The sequence below is a fragment of the Prosthecobacter gellanilyticus genome, from assembly GCF_007992435.1.
Lineage (GTDB): Bacteria > Verrucomicrobiota > Verrucomicrobiia > Verrucomicrobiales > Verrucomicrobiaceae > Prosthecobacter > Prosthecobacter gellanilyticus.
Map to the genome: position 1 here is coordinate 12,495 of NZ_BKAG01000067.1, position 14,970 is coordinate 27,464.

Genomic DNA, 14,970 nt, shown 5'->3' on the forward strand with positions numbered 1-14,970 from the left:
TGGTCGGAGAAAATCTCGAAATCTGGACGCTTTACCTAGGGTCACCAGCACCACCGCCATGCACATCCATGCCCATGATGGCAAAGATGCGGTCACGCGCACCGAGGTAGCCTGGGGAGTCGAGGTCGCGAGGGCGCGGCAGATCAATCTTCACTTCCTCGGCCACGGTGGCCGGACGCTTGCTCATGACGACGACCCGGTCCGCGAGCTGAACTGCTTCCTCGATGTCGTGCGTGACGAAGACGATGGTCTTCTTCTCCGCCTGCCAGATGCGAATGAGGTCAGCACGCATTTTCAGACGCGTGAGAAAGTCGAGAGCGCCAAAAGGCTCGTCCATGTAGAGAACCTCGGCGTCTGCTGCGAGTGCGCGGGCGATCTCCACGCGCTGCCTCATGCCGCCAGAAAGCTCACGCGGGTAGCTCTTCTCAAAGCCTGTTAGGCCGACCATGCCGATGTAATGTGCAACGCGCTCCTCGCGATGCGCGGCCGATTTGGACATGAGTCCAAAGCCGATATTCTCCTCGACCGTGAGCCATGGGAAGACACCGTTCTCCTGGAAGACAAAGATTCGTCGCGGGTCGGGTCCGTTTACCGGAGATCCGGCGACTTTGGCGGTTCCGCGTGTCTCTTTGATGAAGCCGCCGATGATGTTTAGCAGTGTCGATTTGCCGCAGCCGGAAGGTCCGACTACGCAAACAAACTCACCTGCATGAACGTCCAAATTCACACGCTCCAAGACATGGACTTGCTCCCCAGCCTTCTTGCCCGGGAAAGACTTCCAGCAGTCGCGCACCTCGATCATTGTTTTAGCGTTGTCCATAGCCCCATTTCACTTCGTCGAATCGTTCCAAGCGGCGGATGAGCAGATCGAGCACAAGCCCGATGAGTCCGATCATCACCATGCCAGCGACCACGAGGTCGTAGCGCTTGCCGGCGTTGCGGGCATCGATGATGAGATAGCCCAGTCCGCTGTTTACGGCGATCATTTCAGCCGCCACCACAACAAGCCAGGCAATGCCCAAGGCGATTCGAATGCCAGTGATGATTTGCGGCAGTGCAGCGGGGAAGATAACACGACGGAAGAGCTGCATGCCGGTCACGCCAAAGTTCTGCGCGGCCCGGAGATAGACTAGCTGCATGTTCTGGACCGCCGCCATGGAGGAAACGGTGATGGGAAACACGCTGGCGAGGAAGATGAGAAAGACGGGTGCGCTATCCGCGATACCAAACCAAAGAATCGCCACAGGTATCCAGGCGATGGGAGAGATCGGGCGCAGGATCTGGATCATCGGATTCAAGGCCTGGAAAGCAGGGCGAAACCAACCCAGGATCAAGCCGAGAGGCACACCGACCAGGACGGCCAGCATGAAGCCCCAGCTGACACGGAAGAGCGACGCGACTATGTATTTAAGCAGCAGTCCCTTCTCAACGAGCTCCTGGATGCCGCGAGCAACATCCAGAGGGGTGGGAAAGAGATCGCTGCCAGAAAGTCGAACCAGAAGGTGCCAGATGAGCAAAAAGATAGCCGCTGTGGCTGCGGGCAGGAGAATGGGAGCAAATCGATTCACGGGATTTTTTAGGACATTCGGCTTACTTTCTCGGGGGCACTTCTCCCCCCTGCAATCCTTGGTAGGCATGCGCCTTTACGGCTGAGTCATCGGGCACAAAAGAAGCATCCGTGTAGTCTTCAAAGATGACATCCTTTTGAATCACACCCGCCTGCAGAGCGAGAGCCTCGATCTCCTCAAAGTCAGGTTTTCTCAGGGCCAGGTTCGTGTATTTCACGCGGTCCGGCGGCTTGCTGAGCACAAATTCAAGGAGACGAGGATGCTGATTGTAGTAGTTCTTGGAGACAAACTTGGCGGCATCCATGCGATTCTCCATGGTTGTGTCCAGCCACTTGCCGCTGCTGGCGATGCCATCCACCAGACGCTGCACCGTCTCACGATCGTTCTTGATGAAATCCTCATGCACGGCCAGCACACACGAAATGAAGTTAGGCCATACATCCTTGGTCAACCAGAGCACGCGACCATAGCCATCCAACTCAGTCTGAGCCATGAAGGGTTCGCCGCTGGAGATGGCATCGACCGCCTTTGAGTAAAGTGCTGCAGGCATGTCCGGGGGAGGCATCTCGACGAGTTCGATGTCCTGCACAGTCATGTTCGCCTGCTTTAGGGCCCGGAAGACCAGCAGGCGTTGATTTGAATACCTGTTCGGCACAGCGATGCGCTTCCCGCGCAGATCTTCCATCCTGTAGATTTGTGAATCCTTGTGCACCATCACCGCGCTGCCGTCGCGATGACCAAGGTACACGACTTTGATGGGTACCCCCTGCTCACGCAGAGCCATGGCCATTGGCGCCAGAATGAAAGTGGCTGGCGTGTATCCTGAGAGGAACGCCTCCTTGAGTTCAGGCCATCCGCTGAAGCGGACTGGTTCGAACATGCTCTGACCTTCCACCTGCTGATTGATGAAGTCAGTGACGGGGCAGGTCAGATGGCAGGTAACCGGCAGGAAACCGATGCGAAACTTGTCTCCCGCAGCAGTGGTGCCAGCCACTTTCGGAGCAAACCACTTCAGGTTTAGATGGCCATGCGTGACTGAGATCAGGACCAGCCATAGCGCACCCAGAAGAAAGGTTGTGCTGATGAGTTTCATAATGGGTTCACATAAAGCCCTGTCAGGTTGACACCTATAATACCGTTTCGGCATGGCCCGGATAACGGCTCGCAATCGGTCACTGCTGCAGAACACGTCGATGGAATAAAAAGCAGGCAGGACGAAATGTCCTGCCTGCTTTATGGGATATAATTCTTGCGATACTTATTTCGCGATCTCGCAGGTCACTTTGGCGCTCTTGTCCATCTCACCGAGCACCACAGCGCCGGTGCCGACTTTGAGAGCCTTCTTCGCGTGCTTCGCGTCCATAATGGCCACCCAGCCGATGCCCATGTTGAAGGTATCCCAGGCATCGTTCTGATCCGCGTGACGCAGCACTTTCTGCACAACGTCGTTCTGCCAGAAGGGGACCTTCAGATGGCAGCCGAAACCATTGCGAGTGAAGATGCGGCCGAGGTTTTCGACCAGGCCACCACCGGTGATGTGGGCCATGGCGGCGGGCTTCACCTTTGCCTTCTTCAGGCCCCAGCACTGCTCATGATACAGCAGGGTCGGTGTGAGGAGCTGCGCTGCTTCCTTCTTGCTAAGCTTGATGTTTTCCTTGGTCAGAATGCGGCGCACGAGGCTGAAGCCGTTGGCGTGGAAACCAGCGCTGGGCCAGCCGACGAGCACGTCACCCGCTTTGATCTCGGCGGGATTCATGACGTCCTTCTTCTCAGCCGCACCGATGGCGAAGCCGGAGAGTTCCACCATGCCGTCTAACACTGCGCCAGGCATCTCAGCAGTCTCACCGCCGGCGAGGATGCAGTTGCAGGCCTGCAGGTATTCCGACATGCCCGCGATGATGCGGGTGAGCTGGCGCTTCTTGATCTGGTTCACGCCCACGTAGTCGAGGAAAAGGATCGGGTCAGCACCGCAGGTCAGCACGTCGTTGACGTTCATGGCCACGAGGTCTTTGCCAGCGTTCTCCAGCAGGTCGTATTTGAGCAACAGCTCCAGCTTCGTGCCCACGCCATCGCAACCGGTAAAAATCACCGGCTCCTTGTATTTGCTCAGGTCATAACCGGCCGCGAAGAGACCGAAGGCATTCGCGAGCTTGCGCTTCTTCTGCGTGGCCTTCACCAGCGCGCCGATGTCATCGACAAAGGAGGCTGCTTCATGGATATCGACGCCGGCTTGTTTATAGGTGTGCTTCTTGGACATGTGGGAAGGGTCCGCCTGAGATCAGTGGCGGAAGACTGAGAGTGAAGCGGCCAGGCGGCGATGCAAGCCCGGAGACGCGGAAGCCGTCCGCCGGGAAAGGGTTTTCCTGCGGACAGTGGACGGTGTCAGATCAAAGCAGACCCAGCTTCTGCATCGTGGCCTTGAGCTCGGCGACCTTGGCATCTTCCAGAGACACCATGGGCAGGCGCAGCTCATTCGTGCAGTGACCGGCCAGGGACATGGCAGCCTTGATCGGGATGGGGTTCGTGGACAGCTTCAGGAAGGCGGCCAGCAGCGGGTAATACTGATGGTGCAGCTTGCCAGCGCCGGCGTAGTCACCCGCGAGGGCCAGCTTCACCATGTCGCTGATCTGCTTGGGGATGAGGTTCGAGGCCACGCTGACCACACCCACCGCGCCGATGGACATGAAGGGCAGGGTGAGGCTGTCGTCACCGGAGAGGATCTCGAAGCTGGCAGGAAGAGCGGCCTTGAGCTGGCTCACGCGCTCCGGATTGCCGCCGGCTTCCTTCATCGCGCAAATGTTCGGGCAGGCCTCAACGAGACGAGCGACCACGTCCACACCAATATCGATGCCGCAGCGTCCAGGGATGCTGTAGAGCATGATCGGCAGCTTGGTGGACTCAGCCACAGCCTTGAAATGCTGGAAGAGACCTTCTGGCGTGGGCTTGTTGTAATAAGGAGCGACCTGAAGAATCGCGGTGGCCCCGGCAGCCTCGGCTTCCTGGGTCATCTCCACGGCTTCACGAGTGCTGTTGGAGCCCGTGCCTGCCATGACGACGCCACGGCCCTTGGCGAACTCGGCGGTCAGCTTCACGACCAGCTCATGTTCGTCGTAGTCGAGAGTGGGCGATTCACCGGTGGTGCCGCAAGGCACCACGCCGGTGACCCCGTTGTCGAACTGGAAGTCGACGAGCTTTTTCAGGGCTTCTTCATCGATCTGGCCGTTTCGGAAAGGGGTGACAATAGCTGTGTGGGTTCCTGCGAACATGGGTGGAATCGATGGATGGAGTCGAAAGTGGAGTCAAACCACTGAAAACTGGGAACTGAAAACTGAAAATTGGAAATTGAAGAAGAATCTTGAGGCCTATCAGCCTCGTTTCGAGCGGACAGGTGCGTTTGTTTTGGCCGTGACGATGGATTTGCCAATGATGTTCATGAGTTCACTACACTCCTCAATGAGCGGTGCAAATTTCCGAGCCCTCAGCACCGCCCACCGTCATCGAACTTCCAACCTCAATTTAAAATTTTCAGTTTTCAGTTCTCAATTTTCAGTAGGCCGGAGCGCAGCCAGACCGCCCAAGATCCGTTAGATGGAAACGGTCCCATTGAACACCACATCCGCCGGACCAAACAGGGTCACGTCGGTGTATTCATGGGGAGCGGTTTCGGTGAAGCCGATGCGGAGGGTATCGCCACCTTTGACGAGGACGGAGACGGGGCTGGGAGCGCCGGTCAGTTCGTGGTGGATCAAGGCGCAGGCTACCATGCCGGTGCCGCAGGCGAGGGTTTCGCCTTCCACACCGCGCTCATAGGTGCGGATGGAGATGCTGCCTGGAGCGAGCACCTTGGCGAAGTTCGCATTCGTGCCTTTCGGCTTGAAGGCTTCGTGATAGCGCAGAGCGGCGCCCCATTCGAGCACGGGCACATGGTCCAGATCTTCCACATACACCACGGCATGGGGCACGCCGGTGTTCACGCTGTGGACGGTGAGGGTGGCCTTGGAGACGGGCAGTTCCTGGGCGAGCTTCAGGCTGTGCGGGGCGCTCATATTGATGCGCACCTGGTCGCCCTCGAACTCGGCGGAGATCATGCCGGCCAGTGTTTCAAAGCGGATCTTCGTGAGGGTGCCAGCATGCAGCAGATTGACGAAACGGCCAAAGCAGCGCGCGCCATTGCCGCACATCTCGGCCTCGCCGCCATCGGCGTTGTAATAGCGCATCTTGAAGTCACCACCCTCGGTGGCGGGCTCCACGCAGAGCAGGCCGTCCGCACCAATGCCGCGATGACGGTCGCAGAGTTTCTCGATCTGATCCTTGGTCAGGGCGAGAGACAGATCGCGATTGTCCAGCATGACGAAGTCATTGCCGGCGCCGTTCATTTTGGTGAAGTTCAGGGTCATGGGTGGAAAGAAAGAACGTGTGAAAAGGGAAAGTGAGAGAAGAAATTCAGAGAGCGTGCACGGCATCAACCAGCGGCTTCACGAAAGCTTCCACCTGCTCCGCCACATCTGGAGATGCGCCATTCTTCTCGATGAGCTTCACGATGGCGCTGCCGACGACGACGCCATCCGCCATGCTGGCGACCTTCGCGGCCTGTTCAGGATTCGACACACCGAAGCCGACGCACACCGGCACCTGGGTGCTGCCTTTGATGATCTGCACCTGCTCGGCGATGCCGCTGGCGATCTCCACCTGCGCGCCGGTCACGCCAAGACGGGAGACATAGTAAACAAAACCTTCCGCGCTCTTGGCGATGCTGGCAATGCGCTCCGGCGGGCTCGTCGGCGCGATGAGCTGGATGTGACAAAGCTCTGGCGTGGGCTTCAGCTCCGTGTTCTGCACCACCTCATCTGGTGGGAGGTCGAGCACAAGCACGCCATCCGCACCAGCGGCCGCGGCATCCTTGTGAAAGCGCTCATAACCATAAGTGTAGACCGGATTCAGATACGTGAAGAGCACGATCGGGATCTGCGATTTCACGCGGAGCTGACGGATCATCTCGAGCACCTTCGGCATGGTGGCTCCGGCCTTCAGCGCACGGTCAGCGGCCAGCTGGTTCACCACGCCATCGGCGAGGGGATCTGAAAAAGGCACGCCCAGTTCCACAATGTCCACACCTGCACGCTCCAGACCGAGCACGATGTCGATCGTGGCATCCAGCGTCGGATCACCGGCGGCCACATAGGCCACAAAGGCGCGCTTCCCGGAAGCTTTGAGGTCGGCGAAACGGGTGTCGATGCGGTTGGCGGGTGCGGACATGGGGCGGGCTATCTACCCGGCTGCGCTGGGAGTGCAACTTTCCTTGCGTGAGTGAATGCAACAAGACGCTAGGTGAAGGGAGAGAATCTTACGTTCCAGGGTGCCTTGTCACTTGCCCGGGGCGGGCGGGCCGTGCTCTGATAGTACATGCCCAAAAAGAAAGACTCCACGCCCAAGGCCGCCGCGAAGGTGAAACCTGCCAAGCCCGTGAAGCAAAAGGACATCCCGTTCTGGATCGGGTTTGATCTCGGCGGCACGAAGATGCTGGCCTGCGTGCTGGACAAAAACTACCAGGTGCTCGGCACCGCCCGCAAGTCCACCAACGGCTCTGACGGCCAGATGAAAGGCCGCAAAAAGATCGTCACCGCCATCCATGAAGCCATCGAGGCCGCTGGCGTAAATCCGAAAGGTCTGCAAGGCATCGGCATTGGCTGTCCAGGCCTGGTGAATCCGGAGAAAGGCGTGCTCATCAATGCGCCGAACCTCAACTGGAACAACGTGCAGCTGGGCACCATGCTGAAGGGCATCTTCAAGAAGCCTGTGGTCGTGCTCAATGATGTGGATGCCGGCACCTTTGGCGAATACAAGCTCGGAGCCGGGAAGGGATCTCGCTCACTCCTCGGCGTGTTTCCGGGAACTGGAGTGGGCGCGGGCTTTGTCTACAATGGCCAGCTTGTCATGGGGCGTGCGGTCTCGGCCATGGAGCTGGGCATGATCTACCTGCCCGGCACGCATCTCGGCAGTCCGCATGATGGCACCGTGCTTCTGGAGGACCTTACCAGCCGTCTCGCTCTCGCTTCCCAGGCTGGCGTTGCTTGCTACCGCGGCCAGTTGCCTGAGCTGGACAAGAAGACCCGCGGCAACCTGCGTGATATCCGCAGCAAGGCGCTCGCCAATGCCCTCCGGGGTGGCGATGAAGCCGGCGCGGTCATGTTCCGCAATTCCATCCGCTACCTCGGCATGGGCGTGGCGGCGGTGGTGAATCTGCTGGCTCCGGACCACGTCACCCTTGGTGGTGGCTTGGTGGAGGAGCTGCCCACCGTCTATCTGAACATGCTGAAGGCGGAGGTGAACCGCTTTGCCGTCCCGGGTCTGGCCAGGGGAGTGAAATACAGTATCGCCAAGCTCGGCGGCACGGCCGTAGCCATTGGCAGCGTGGCCTGGCTGCGTGAGCAGGGCGGGGGAGCCTGATCTTGATCTTCCCTGCGGCCTGATTCGTTTTTTTATTCTTTTTGTTAGCCTTCGATGTCCACTTCTCCTCCCCAGCCACCTGCCGAACACGCCGTGATCTACGTCGGCGCCGCCTCGCTCTCCATGGTCATCGGCAGCACCACGGAGACCGGCACCTTCCGCCAGGTGGAGCACCTCGACATGCCCCTGCCGATCGCGAGGGACATCTTTCGCACCGGCATCGTGACCCGCAGCACCATGGAGCAGGCCGCCGCCATCCTGCGCGACTACCTGCAGACCACCCGCGAGTATGACATGCCGCTGGAGGCCATCCGACTGCACAACACGAACATCCTGTCTGAGGCTACGAACCACGAGATCTTCCTGAACCGCCTCCAGGTCACCACCGGCCTGAATGCGCGCCTCATTGATGATGGCGACATGACCCGTCTCGTCTACCAGATCGCCCGCCGCCTGCTGGAGAAGAACCCGAAGCTCGCCGAGGGAAACACCTTCGTCTCCCACATCGGTCCCGGAAACACCCGCGCCCTCTACTTCCGTCAGGGCCGCCTCACCGCCTACAGCAACTACCGCCTCGGCATCTTCCGCGCCCGCGAGGCCGTGGCAGGTCTGGAAGGGGAGTCACCCGACCATTTGCTGCACCTGGAGGAGCAGATCCGCGGGGTGGTGGATCATCTGGCCCAGGACTACTCGGGCTACAAATTTGACCACCACGTGGCTATCGGGGCCGAGCTCCAGAGCATCGCCCCACTCCTGGCAGCACCGAAGCAGGGAGCCAGCCGAGTGACCGAGCTCGAGCTGGAGCGGTTCACGGAGAAGATCGCCACGCTGAGTCCTGATCAGCTGGTCCGCCGGCTGCACGTGCATTACACGGGCGGGGAAGGGATCGTCCCGGCGCTTCAGACGAACCTCGCGCTGGCCCGACGCTTTGGCGATGAGGCCATCTGGGTGCCGGAAGGGGACTTTCAGCGCGAATTGATGCAGGATCTGGTCATTGCCAGCCCGCGAACGGCCTCTTTCCAGGAGGAAGTCATGCAGGCAGCCTGTGAAATCGGTGTGCGTTACAAAACGGACCGCAAACATGCCGACCATGTGGCCAATTTTGCCCAGCAGCTTTTCCGCGAGCTTAAGACATTGCACGGGCTGGACTCCAGGTATGAGCTGGTCTTGAGGGTCGCCGCAATCCTCCATGAAGTGGGAATGTTCGTCAGCCCGCGCGAGCACCATAAACACAGCCTCTACATCCTCATGCAGACCGAGATCTTTGGTCTCAGCACCGCTGAAAGGGAGTATGTAGCGTTACTTGCGCGTTATCATAGGCGTTACAATCCAGAGCGAAACCACCCCCACTTTTCCGACCTGGATCGCGAGGAGCGGATGATCGTTTTCAAGCTCGCCGCGCTCCTGCGGATCGCCGATGCCCTGGACCGTAGCCATGCCCAGCGCGTCAAAAGCATCATCCTGCGCCCTGAAGGCAGCCGCCTGACCATCCTCACGCCAGGTGTCGAGGACACGACCATCGAGCAGATCGCCATCAACTCGAAGTGCGATATCTTCCGGGAGATCTACGGGTTTGATGTGCTGCTGAGCCAGCCGTGATTCCAGGATTACGTTGTTCACGCTCCTGCACATTCGGTGCTGTCCATGGACTCGGCGGTTCGAGTGCATAGGGCGGGCTTTCAGCCCTCCACCTTGGAAGGGGCGATCGCCCGCAAAGGCTCCTGGCCTACGGCCCAGGCTGATATGGGGCGGGCCCTTGGCCCTCCGAGGGCCCAGCCTCAAAACCCGATCACGTAGAACCGGCCCTGGGAGATGAGATCTGCTTCGGGGACGGTGATCCAGCGCTCTTTGAAGCGTTCGCCCCAGCTGTCGCTGAAGGCGATCTCGTTGGTCTCCTTGTTGTAGCCGATGATGAGCACCACGTGGCCCTTCTCCTTGTCCTTTTCCAGCTTGTTGGAGGCCGCTTCCGTGGTGACTTTGGTCTTCCACTGTGCCCAGTCCGCCACGGACGCGCGCTCATCCTTGCGGCGGTTCGCCGTGTCGTTGAACTCCTTCGTGCTATACAGCGCCCAGATCACCGGCACGCCTTTGTCGATGTGCTTGCTGAGATTGCTCAGCTTCATTTCGCCTGACCAGCTGTCAAACGAGCGGCCCTTGGAGCGGATGAGACGACCCGTGTTTTCCAGCAGCGTTTCCACACTCGTGCCGCCGCCGTAGCCGGAGTTGCCAGCATTCGCCAGCACATACATGTCCGCCGGCATGCTCATGAACCGCATCGCACGCACCATCGTGGCGGGCACGCAGTAGCCCTTCGGCCCCTGGTCCACCATAGGGATGTCCGTGATCACCACGTCACCGCTGGGACGTTTCTCGATGTTCTCCTTGGACCGCGCCCGCACGATGGCATCCGGCACGGGCTTGGTCTTGCCTCCGGCATCTGCCACGGCCGTGGGCACCACCTGCACGCCCACGTATTCACCATTCTTGTCATCGTCCTCGGCATCGGCCAGCAGGATGGCGTGACCGCGCCAGTCCCACCTCTGCATGTTCATGCGGGCCGCTCCGCGCTCGCCAAAGCGCTCCTTCACCGGCTCGCCCAGCTTGGCGGTGAGCGCCGTGCTGATGGCTGCCAGATCCTTGTCCATCGCTGTGCGCACGATCTTCGCCGCCTCAGCTGGAGGTGTGTCCTTGTCGAAATGGTTCTCCGAGCTCCCGCGTGAGCTGAAGAGATCTCCCTTGTTGGCAAACACCAGCGAGAGGCTCGTGACCTGGTCTTTCTCCCCATACAGCGCGATCGAGTAGGGGTGCGCGCCAAACATTTTTTCATCGCCCCGCGTGTAGGTGCGGAAGCTGGCCTGCTCCTTGGTCTTGGATTCTGGACGGATCTGCAGGCGCTCCGCCACGGATTCAGGTTTGGAGGCCCACAAGGTCTCCTCGCTGAAAAGCTCCGCGCCGATGGCCGTGTTCACGTCGCTGGGGGGAGATCTTGTCATTCTTGCCCGTCAGTTTCGGGGCTGACGCCTGCTGCTTGATGTATTCCTGGTCCGCCGCGCTGAGCGAGGTCACGGCCAGCGAGAATTTCTGGCCGTTCTCCAGGATGATCGTGGCCTGGCCATTGGCCACGCTTTCTAGTGTGGCCTTGACCTGCTTGCCAGCGGTGTTGGTGAAGACGCGAGGTTCCGCCGCCGAGACCGTCAGTGCCGAGAGAACGAGAGCCGGGAGAAGTTTCAGATTCATGGTCAAAGCATCGCCTCCGTAAGTTGGTGGGTTGAGGCTCGGCTGTAACGTGCTGGGAGGGAGAACCTTTGGCTTGTTTGAGCCGGAATCTTGATGGTTAGCGGACAGGAGTTTCGCCGTTGAGGCTGGCTCGGTGGTGGCTTTGGATCGAAGGGATTCTGGAGGTGGAGGGCTGGGCGGCAGAGGGTGGTGTGGGAGTCGTGGGACACGCAATCCTTTGGATATCTTAACTTTATGCCTTCCCGAAAGGCGGTTTCATTAACTACAAACAATGTATGTAATAGCAAATCGACTGGTGTCGGTGCGGATACGCTATTGTAATTGATCATTTAGCTAGTCGAGAAACCTGCTAGCCAGGTCGTCAGTCTTGAAGGCTACCTCTATCAATTTCTGCAATAACTGAGGGTTGCATTGCCCGATCTCGGATGGCGATTTCATCCTGTAGCTGTCTCTCCGTCACTTTGGCTGGCCGCTCGCTTGCCTCCTATATAGCACACTATCCTTGATAACGCGTGGGTGCTCACCTTTTATTTGGTTCCAGCCCCTTGCCCCCATGAAAGTCAAATAGCCCATTGTACATTGGGTTGCTGGGCAGAAGAGTTGAAAACCCGAATTTGTAATTCCAGGATCAGCCGGCCCCGACACCAATTATTCATGTCTGAGCGGGTGGGCTATATGACTCTTGCACGACTAGGGTTTTCAGTTATTTTCCCTCGCTGATTCTTCGAACCCTTCAGTATCGCTTGGTTGCTTTCTGCCCTCCAGACAGAGCTCCCCGATATTCATTTTTCGACGTGTTCCCGTTTTATGATGACTCGCCCGCTGGAACCCATGGACTTTGATTTTGATGGTTTTAATGCAGAGTTGGGGCCAGTGGATTCAACCTCCGAAGCGCCAACGGTAGACCTGGATTTTCCTTCTGAGGAGTATCAGGAATTGGATGACGATCAGGAAAGGCTCGGATTTATTTATCAACTCTTAGATGAAGAATCCGAGCGTCTGGAGGGTGTCCTATATGGACTTGAGAAACGCGGCACTTACGTGATGAACAGCCTTGAATTGGACGAATCAAGCCTAACATTTAGTGCGGCAAATGTGGGCGATTTTTACGTGAGATTTAAGGAATACGTAGACCATTCCTGCCGTGATTTCAGATTCAATACTGACCACGATAATCACCTAACTTTTGAAGTGTTCTCAGAACAGGGCATTTTGCGCATTTCCGGAATTGCTCCTCAAGAGCGGAGCACACGTGACGAATTTTAGCTTTGATTTTCCGAACCTTCCAATATCCTCTGGCTGCATTCAATCGCTCTGCGTCTGGCGGCCTTTTTCATCCTTTATTATGACTGAGCAAATAGTCCAGGTTGGTGTTGGGACGGGAGCCGCGTTGACTGCTGGCTATACATTGAAAACGGTGCTGGGGCCCACACTGTCTTTACTGGGGGAGGATATTTCCAAACTATATGCTGCAGGTCGGGATAGGATAATTGAAAAAGCCATGGGCAAGGGTATCACAGAGGGTGATGGAAAGGCGTCAAATCCGAGGATCACGCAGGAGGTTTTTAGGTCGGGTTGTTTGGCTGATTCGGAGATATGTGCCGAGTATTTTGGCGGAATATTGGCATCATCACGGACTGCTGATGGCAAAGATGACTCTGCTTTACCATTTTTAGATGAGGTTAAAAGACTCTCGTCGAAGCAGTTGCATCTACACTACGTGATATACAGCAGTTTAAACAAACTCGTCGTTAAGCCAGAGGCGAGAAAATTATCCGTTAGCCGTGATGAGTTTCAATCGCACCGTGTAGTCTTTAGCGTGTGGGAACTCGTGCTAATGGGTTTAGTCCCAGCAACCGATGCAGCAGTCCTACACCGGTCTGGGCTGATACATGCTTACGACATTCGCGCAAAGACGACAGAGGATAAGCTTGATGCCCGGGGTTATGCATCCTTCCAGCCCACCACGTTTGGCGTCATGCTATTTGCTGCGAGCACTGGCGATCTTGTCAGATATCTAAACTTTGCCAACGAGCAGTTCGCTGACTACAATAAGGTGCCTCTTCCCTTACAGTTTTACAGCGACATCAACGAGGCCCAGGAAAAGATGCTTCCTATGAGTGTGCCAGAAAAGGTTTAACAACCACGACTTTGCTTCAGTTTCAGCCACACTTCCATTCCTCATTCATCTTTTCTTGTTATGATCACTTTTGGAGGCCCTGTTCGGCTTAAAGGGCAGGAGAACTCGAGTTTTGGGGGGGCGGATTTTGGTGGGGCGACGAACGATTTGATCCTGATCTATTTTGATGCGGAGCATGTGCTGTGCCGGGTGCCGAACACGGTCCGGGCGGAGGCTTTTTCAAAGTGGGCGCCGAAGGTGCCGGAGTCGTTTGCGAGCCTGGTGTGGGACAAGGCCACGCGGTGTCTCCATGTCCGGGGAGCGGGCGCGCTGACGGTGGGGTGGAAGGCGAGATTCAAGTTTGCGCCGTCCGGGCTGCCTGAGTGCCCTGCCCTGACGGTGGTCCAATGTGATGCGGGCGCGACCTCCGTGGGGATTGCCTGGGTGGATCTTCGGGGGAGATATCAGACGGCGTCTGTGAGTTTTGAACTGCTGGTTGCGGAGACGGCGGTTTAAGTGGCGTTGGATTGAAACAAGGAGGCTTGGGCTGAACTTGATGACTGAACTGACTTCGTTGACCTTTTTCTATGAATCATTACCCGGCGGAGGCTGACTGGCGCGCGACGCACATTCCCTGTCGGATCATTGAGAGGCTCTATGGAAACAACATGGATGACGCTGGTGATGATGTTGGCGAGGCTCTGCAGTCGGTGTCCGGTGGCCAGGGCCCGTATCGCTACCGCTTCAGTTTTGACACCTCCCACGTGAACCCGTGGTATCACGTGATGGTTTTCGAGATCGAAAACGTGCCCGATTCTGTGCATCAAGAATTTCTCGCCAAGCTCCGCGAATTGGGGCTTCTTGAGCGCTAGATTTCCATGGCCACGCTACCTCATCCTAGCGATCAAATTCGTGATCATGTGGTTCTGCTGCATGGGTTGGGACGCTCTTGGAGGGCGATGCTGGGGGTGGAGTGGCGGATGAGGCGGGCGGGGTTTGGGGTGACGAATGTGGCGTATCCTTCGCGGTCGAAGCGGGTGGAGGAGATTGTGACGGAGCATGTGGAGCCGGCGCTGGAGGCACTGAAGCTGCGGCTAGAGCCGGGGGCGCGGGTGCATTTTGTGACGCATTCGCTGGGCGGGATTGTGTTCCGGGCCTGGGCAGCGAAGCGGCCGGCGGACTTTCCTCTGGGGCGGACGGTGATGCTGGCGCCGCCGAACCAGGGCAATGAGATCGCGGACCATCTGGCGGAGCGGGGCTGGGTGCATTCTTTGTTAGGGCCGGTGGTGAGGGAGCTGGGGACGGAGGCGGGCAGCGTGGTGAACTCGCTCGGGCCGGTGCCGCCGGAGACGCTGGTGGTGATGGGCAACCAGCCGAGGATCCGGCTTTTCTCACATCTCTTCGGCTCTGATCACGATGGTGTGGTGAGCGTGGAGCGCGGGCATGTGGAGGGCGAGGCCGGGTTTGAGGTGATGGAGGTGGATCACACGTTCATCATGTGGCGGAAGCCGGTGCTGGATGTGGTGGAGCGGTATTTGCGGAGGGAGCGGTGAACGGTGGGCGGTAGGCGGTAGGCGGTGGGCGGTGGGCGGTGGGCGG

General features: G+C 58.2%; 16 protein-coding genes. 7 read left to right on the forward strand and 9 right to left on the reverse strand.

What is annotated here, in order from left to right; genetic code table 11:
- Window positions 1-31 precede the first annotated feature (31 nt).
- The 7 genes from BGE01nite_RS26395 to trpA form a co-directional block, all read right to left on the reverse strand.
- The gene (locus BGE01nite_RS26395) at window positions 32-820 is read right to left on the reverse strand and encodes an ABC transporter ATP-binding protein (RefSeq protein WP_218033105.1); all 789 of its coding nucleotides are present in this window, start codon (window positions 818-820) and stop codon (window positions 32-34) included.
- Window positions 807-1,637, reverse strand: coding sequence for an ABC transporter permease (locus tag BGE01nite_RS26400; protein ID WP_146855499.1), 831 nt, complete (start codon window positions 1,635-1,637; stop codon window positions 807-809). Before BGE01nite_RS26400 ends, BGE01nite_RS26395 begins: the two co-directional genes overlap by 14 nt.
- Complete coding sequence (locus tag BGE01nite_RS26405; protein ID WP_170267086.1) at window positions 1,591-2,661, reverse strand: ABC transporter substrate-binding protein; 1,071 nt, start codon at window positions 2,659-2,661, stop codon at window positions 1,591-1,593. The genes BGE01nite_RS26400 and BGE01nite_RS26405 overlap by 47 nt, the downstream gene beginning before the upstream one ends.
- 165 nt (window positions 2,662-2,826) lie before the next feature.
- The gene (gene purM / locus BGE01nite_RS26410) at window positions 2,827-3,825 is read right to left on the reverse strand and encodes a phosphoribosylformylglycinamidine cyclo-ligase (RefSeq protein ID WP_146855503.1); all 999 of its coding nucleotides are present in this window, start codon (window positions 3,823-3,825) and stop codon (window positions 2,827-2,829) included.
- Between the two features lie 130 nt (window positions 3,826-3,955).
- Entirely contained in the window at window positions 3,956-4,834 is an 879-nt protein-coding gene (gene dapA / locus BGE01nite_RS26415) for a 4-hydroxy-tetrahydrodipicolinate synthase (RefSeq protein ID WP_146855505.1), read from the reverse strand.
- A 318-nt stretch (window positions 4,835-5,152) separates the two neighbouring features.
- Window positions 5,153-5,965: a diaminopimelate epimerase gene (dapF, locus tag BGE01nite_RS26420; RefSeq protein WP_146855507.1), complete on the reverse strand. Its 813-nt coding sequence runs from the start codon at window positions 5,963-5,965 to the stop codon at window positions 5,153-5,155.
- A 46-nt stretch (window positions 5,966-6,011) separates the two neighbouring features.
- On the reverse strand, window positions 6,012-6,824 hold the full coding sequence (trpA, locus tag BGE01nite_RS26425) for a tryptophan synthase subunit alpha (protein WP_146855509.1): 813 nt from the start codon (window positions 6,822-6,824) through the stop codon (window positions 6,012-6,014).
- Window positions 6,825-6,971: 147 nt separating this feature from the next.
- Here trpA and BGE01nite_RS26430 point away from each other — a divergent pair, with 147 nt between their 5' ends.
- Both BGE01nite_RS26430 and BGE01nite_RS26435 read left to right on the forward strand, forming a co-directional pair.
- On the forward strand, window positions 6,972-8,015 hold the full coding sequence (locus tag BGE01nite_RS26430; RefSeq protein ID WP_146855511.1) for an ROK family protein: 1,044 nt from the start codon (window positions 6,972-6,974) through the stop codon (window positions 8,013-8,015).
- 54 nt (window positions 8,016-8,069) lie between these two features.
- On the forward strand, window positions 8,070-9,614 hold the full coding sequence (locus BGE01nite_RS26435) for a Ppx/GppA phosphatase family protein (protein ID WP_146855513.1): 1,545 nt from the start codon (window positions 8,070-8,072) through the stop codon (window positions 9,612-9,614).
- A 179-nt stretch (window positions 9,615-9,793) separates the two neighbouring features.
- Here BGE01nite_RS26435 and BGE01nite_RS26440 read toward each other — a convergent pair whose 3' ends face one another.
- Together BGE01nite_RS26440 and BGE01nite_RS26445 are read right to left on the reverse strand one after the other, a co-directional pair.
- Window positions 9,794-10,984, reverse strand: a complete 1,191-nt coding sequence (locus tag BGE01nite_RS26440) for a hypothetical protein (RefSeq protein ID WP_146855516.1) — start codon at window positions 10,982-10,984, stop codon at window positions 9,794-9,796.
- Entirely contained in the window at window positions 10,923-11,252 is a 330-nt protein-coding gene (locus tag BGE01nite_RS26445) for a hypothetical protein (RefSeq protein ID WP_146855518.1), read from the reverse strand. Before BGE01nite_RS26445 ends, BGE01nite_RS26440 begins: the two co-directional genes overlap by 62 nt.
- Before the next feature lie 831 nt (window positions 11,253-12,083).
- Between BGE01nite_RS26445 and BGE01nite_RS26450 the strand changes: the two genes are divergently transcribed.
- The 5 genes from BGE01nite_RS26450 to BGE01nite_RS26470 all read left to right on the forward strand — a co-directional run bounded on the left by BGE01nite_RS26450 (window position 12,084) and on the right by BGE01nite_RS26470 (window position 14,924).
- Window positions 12,084-12,518, forward strand: coding sequence for a hypothetical protein (locus BGE01nite_RS26450; protein ID WP_170267087.1), 435 nt, complete (start codon window positions 12,084-12,086; stop codon window positions 12,516-12,518).
- A 79-nt stretch (window positions 12,519-12,597) separates the two neighbouring features.
- The gene (locus BGE01nite_RS26455) at window positions 12,598-13,392 is read left to right on the forward strand and encodes a hypothetical protein (RefSeq protein ID WP_146855521.1); all 795 of its coding nucleotides are present in this window, start codon (window positions 12,598-12,600) and stop codon (window positions 13,390-13,392) included.
- 147 nt (window positions 13,393-13,539) lie between these two features.
- The gene (locus BGE01nite_RS26460) at window positions 13,540-13,887 is read left to right on the forward strand and encodes a hypothetical protein (protein ID WP_146855523.1); all 348 of its coding nucleotides are present in this window, start codon (window positions 13,540-13,542) and stop codon (window positions 13,885-13,887) included.
- A gap of 71 nt (window positions 13,888-13,958) precedes the next feature.
- Window positions 13,959-14,243 (forward strand): hypothetical protein, encoded by a 285-nt coding sequence (locus BGE01nite_RS26465; protein WP_146855525.1) that lies wholly within the window; start codon window positions 13,959-13,961, stop codon window positions 14,241-14,243.
- Between the two features lie 6 nt (window positions 14,244-14,249).
- Window positions 14,250-14,924, forward strand: coding sequence for an esterase/lipase family protein (locus BGE01nite_RS26470; RefSeq protein ID WP_146855527.1), 675 nt, complete (start codon window positions 14,250-14,252; stop codon window positions 14,922-14,924).
- Window positions 14,925-14,970: the final 46 nt, after the last annotated feature.

Bases quoted from the DNA above. Each gene is read 5' to 3' on its own strand.
- BGE01nite_RS26395 (WP_218033105.1), bottom strand. From the start codon at position 820: ATGGACAACGCTAAAACAATGATCGAGGTGCGCGACTGCTGGAAGTCT.
- BGE01nite_RS26400 (WP_146855499.1), bottom strand. From the start codon at position 1,637: ATGCCTACCAAGGATTGCAGGGGGGAGAAGTGCCCCCGAGAAAGTAAG.
- BGE01nite_RS26405 (WP_170267086.1), bottom strand. From the start codon at position 2,661: ATGAAACTCATCAGCACAACCTTTCTTCTGGGTGCGCTATGGCTGGTC.
- purM (WP_146855503.1), bottom strand. From the start codon at position 3,825: ATGTCCAAGAAGCACACCTATAAACAAGCCGGCGTCGATATCCATGAA.
- dapA (WP_146855505.1), bottom strand. From the start codon at position 4,834: ATGTTCGCAGGAACCCACACAGCTATTGTCACCCCTTTCCGAAACGGC.
- dapF (WP_146855507.1), bottom strand. From the start codon at position 5,965: ATGACCCTGAACTTCACCAAAATGAACGGCGCCGGCAATGACTTCGTC.
- trpA (WP_146855509.1), bottom strand. From the start codon at position 6,824: ATGTCCGCACCCGCCAACCGCATCGACACCCGTTTCGCCGACCTCAAA.
- BGE01nite_RS26430 (WP_146855511.1), top strand. From the start codon at position 6,972: ATGCCCAAAAAGAAAGACTCCACGCCCAAGGCCGCCGCGAAGGTGAAA.
- BGE01nite_RS26435 (WP_146855513.1), top strand. From the start codon at position 8,070: ATGTCCACTTCTCCTCCCCAGCCACCTGCCGAACACGCCGTGATCTAC.
- BGE01nite_RS26445 (WP_146855518.1), bottom strand. From the start codon at position 11,252: ATGAATCTGAAACTTCTCCCGGCTCTCGTTCTCTCGGCACTGACGGTC.
- BGE01nite_RS26450 (WP_170267087.1), top strand. From the start codon at position 12,084: ATGGACTTTGATTTTGATGGTTTTAATGCAGAGTTGGGGCCAGTGGAT.
- BGE01nite_RS26455 (WP_146855521.1), top strand. From the start codon at position 12,598: ATGACTGAGCAAATAGTCCAGGTTGGTGTTGGGACGGGAGCCGCGTTG.
- BGE01nite_RS26465 (WP_146855525.1), top strand. From the start codon at position 13,959: ATGAATCATTACCCGGCGGAGGCTGACTGGCGCGCGACGCACATTCCC.
- BGE01nite_RS26470 (WP_146855527.1), top strand. From the start codon at position 14,250: ATGGCCACGCTACCTCATCCTAGCGATCAAATTCGTGATCATGTGGTT.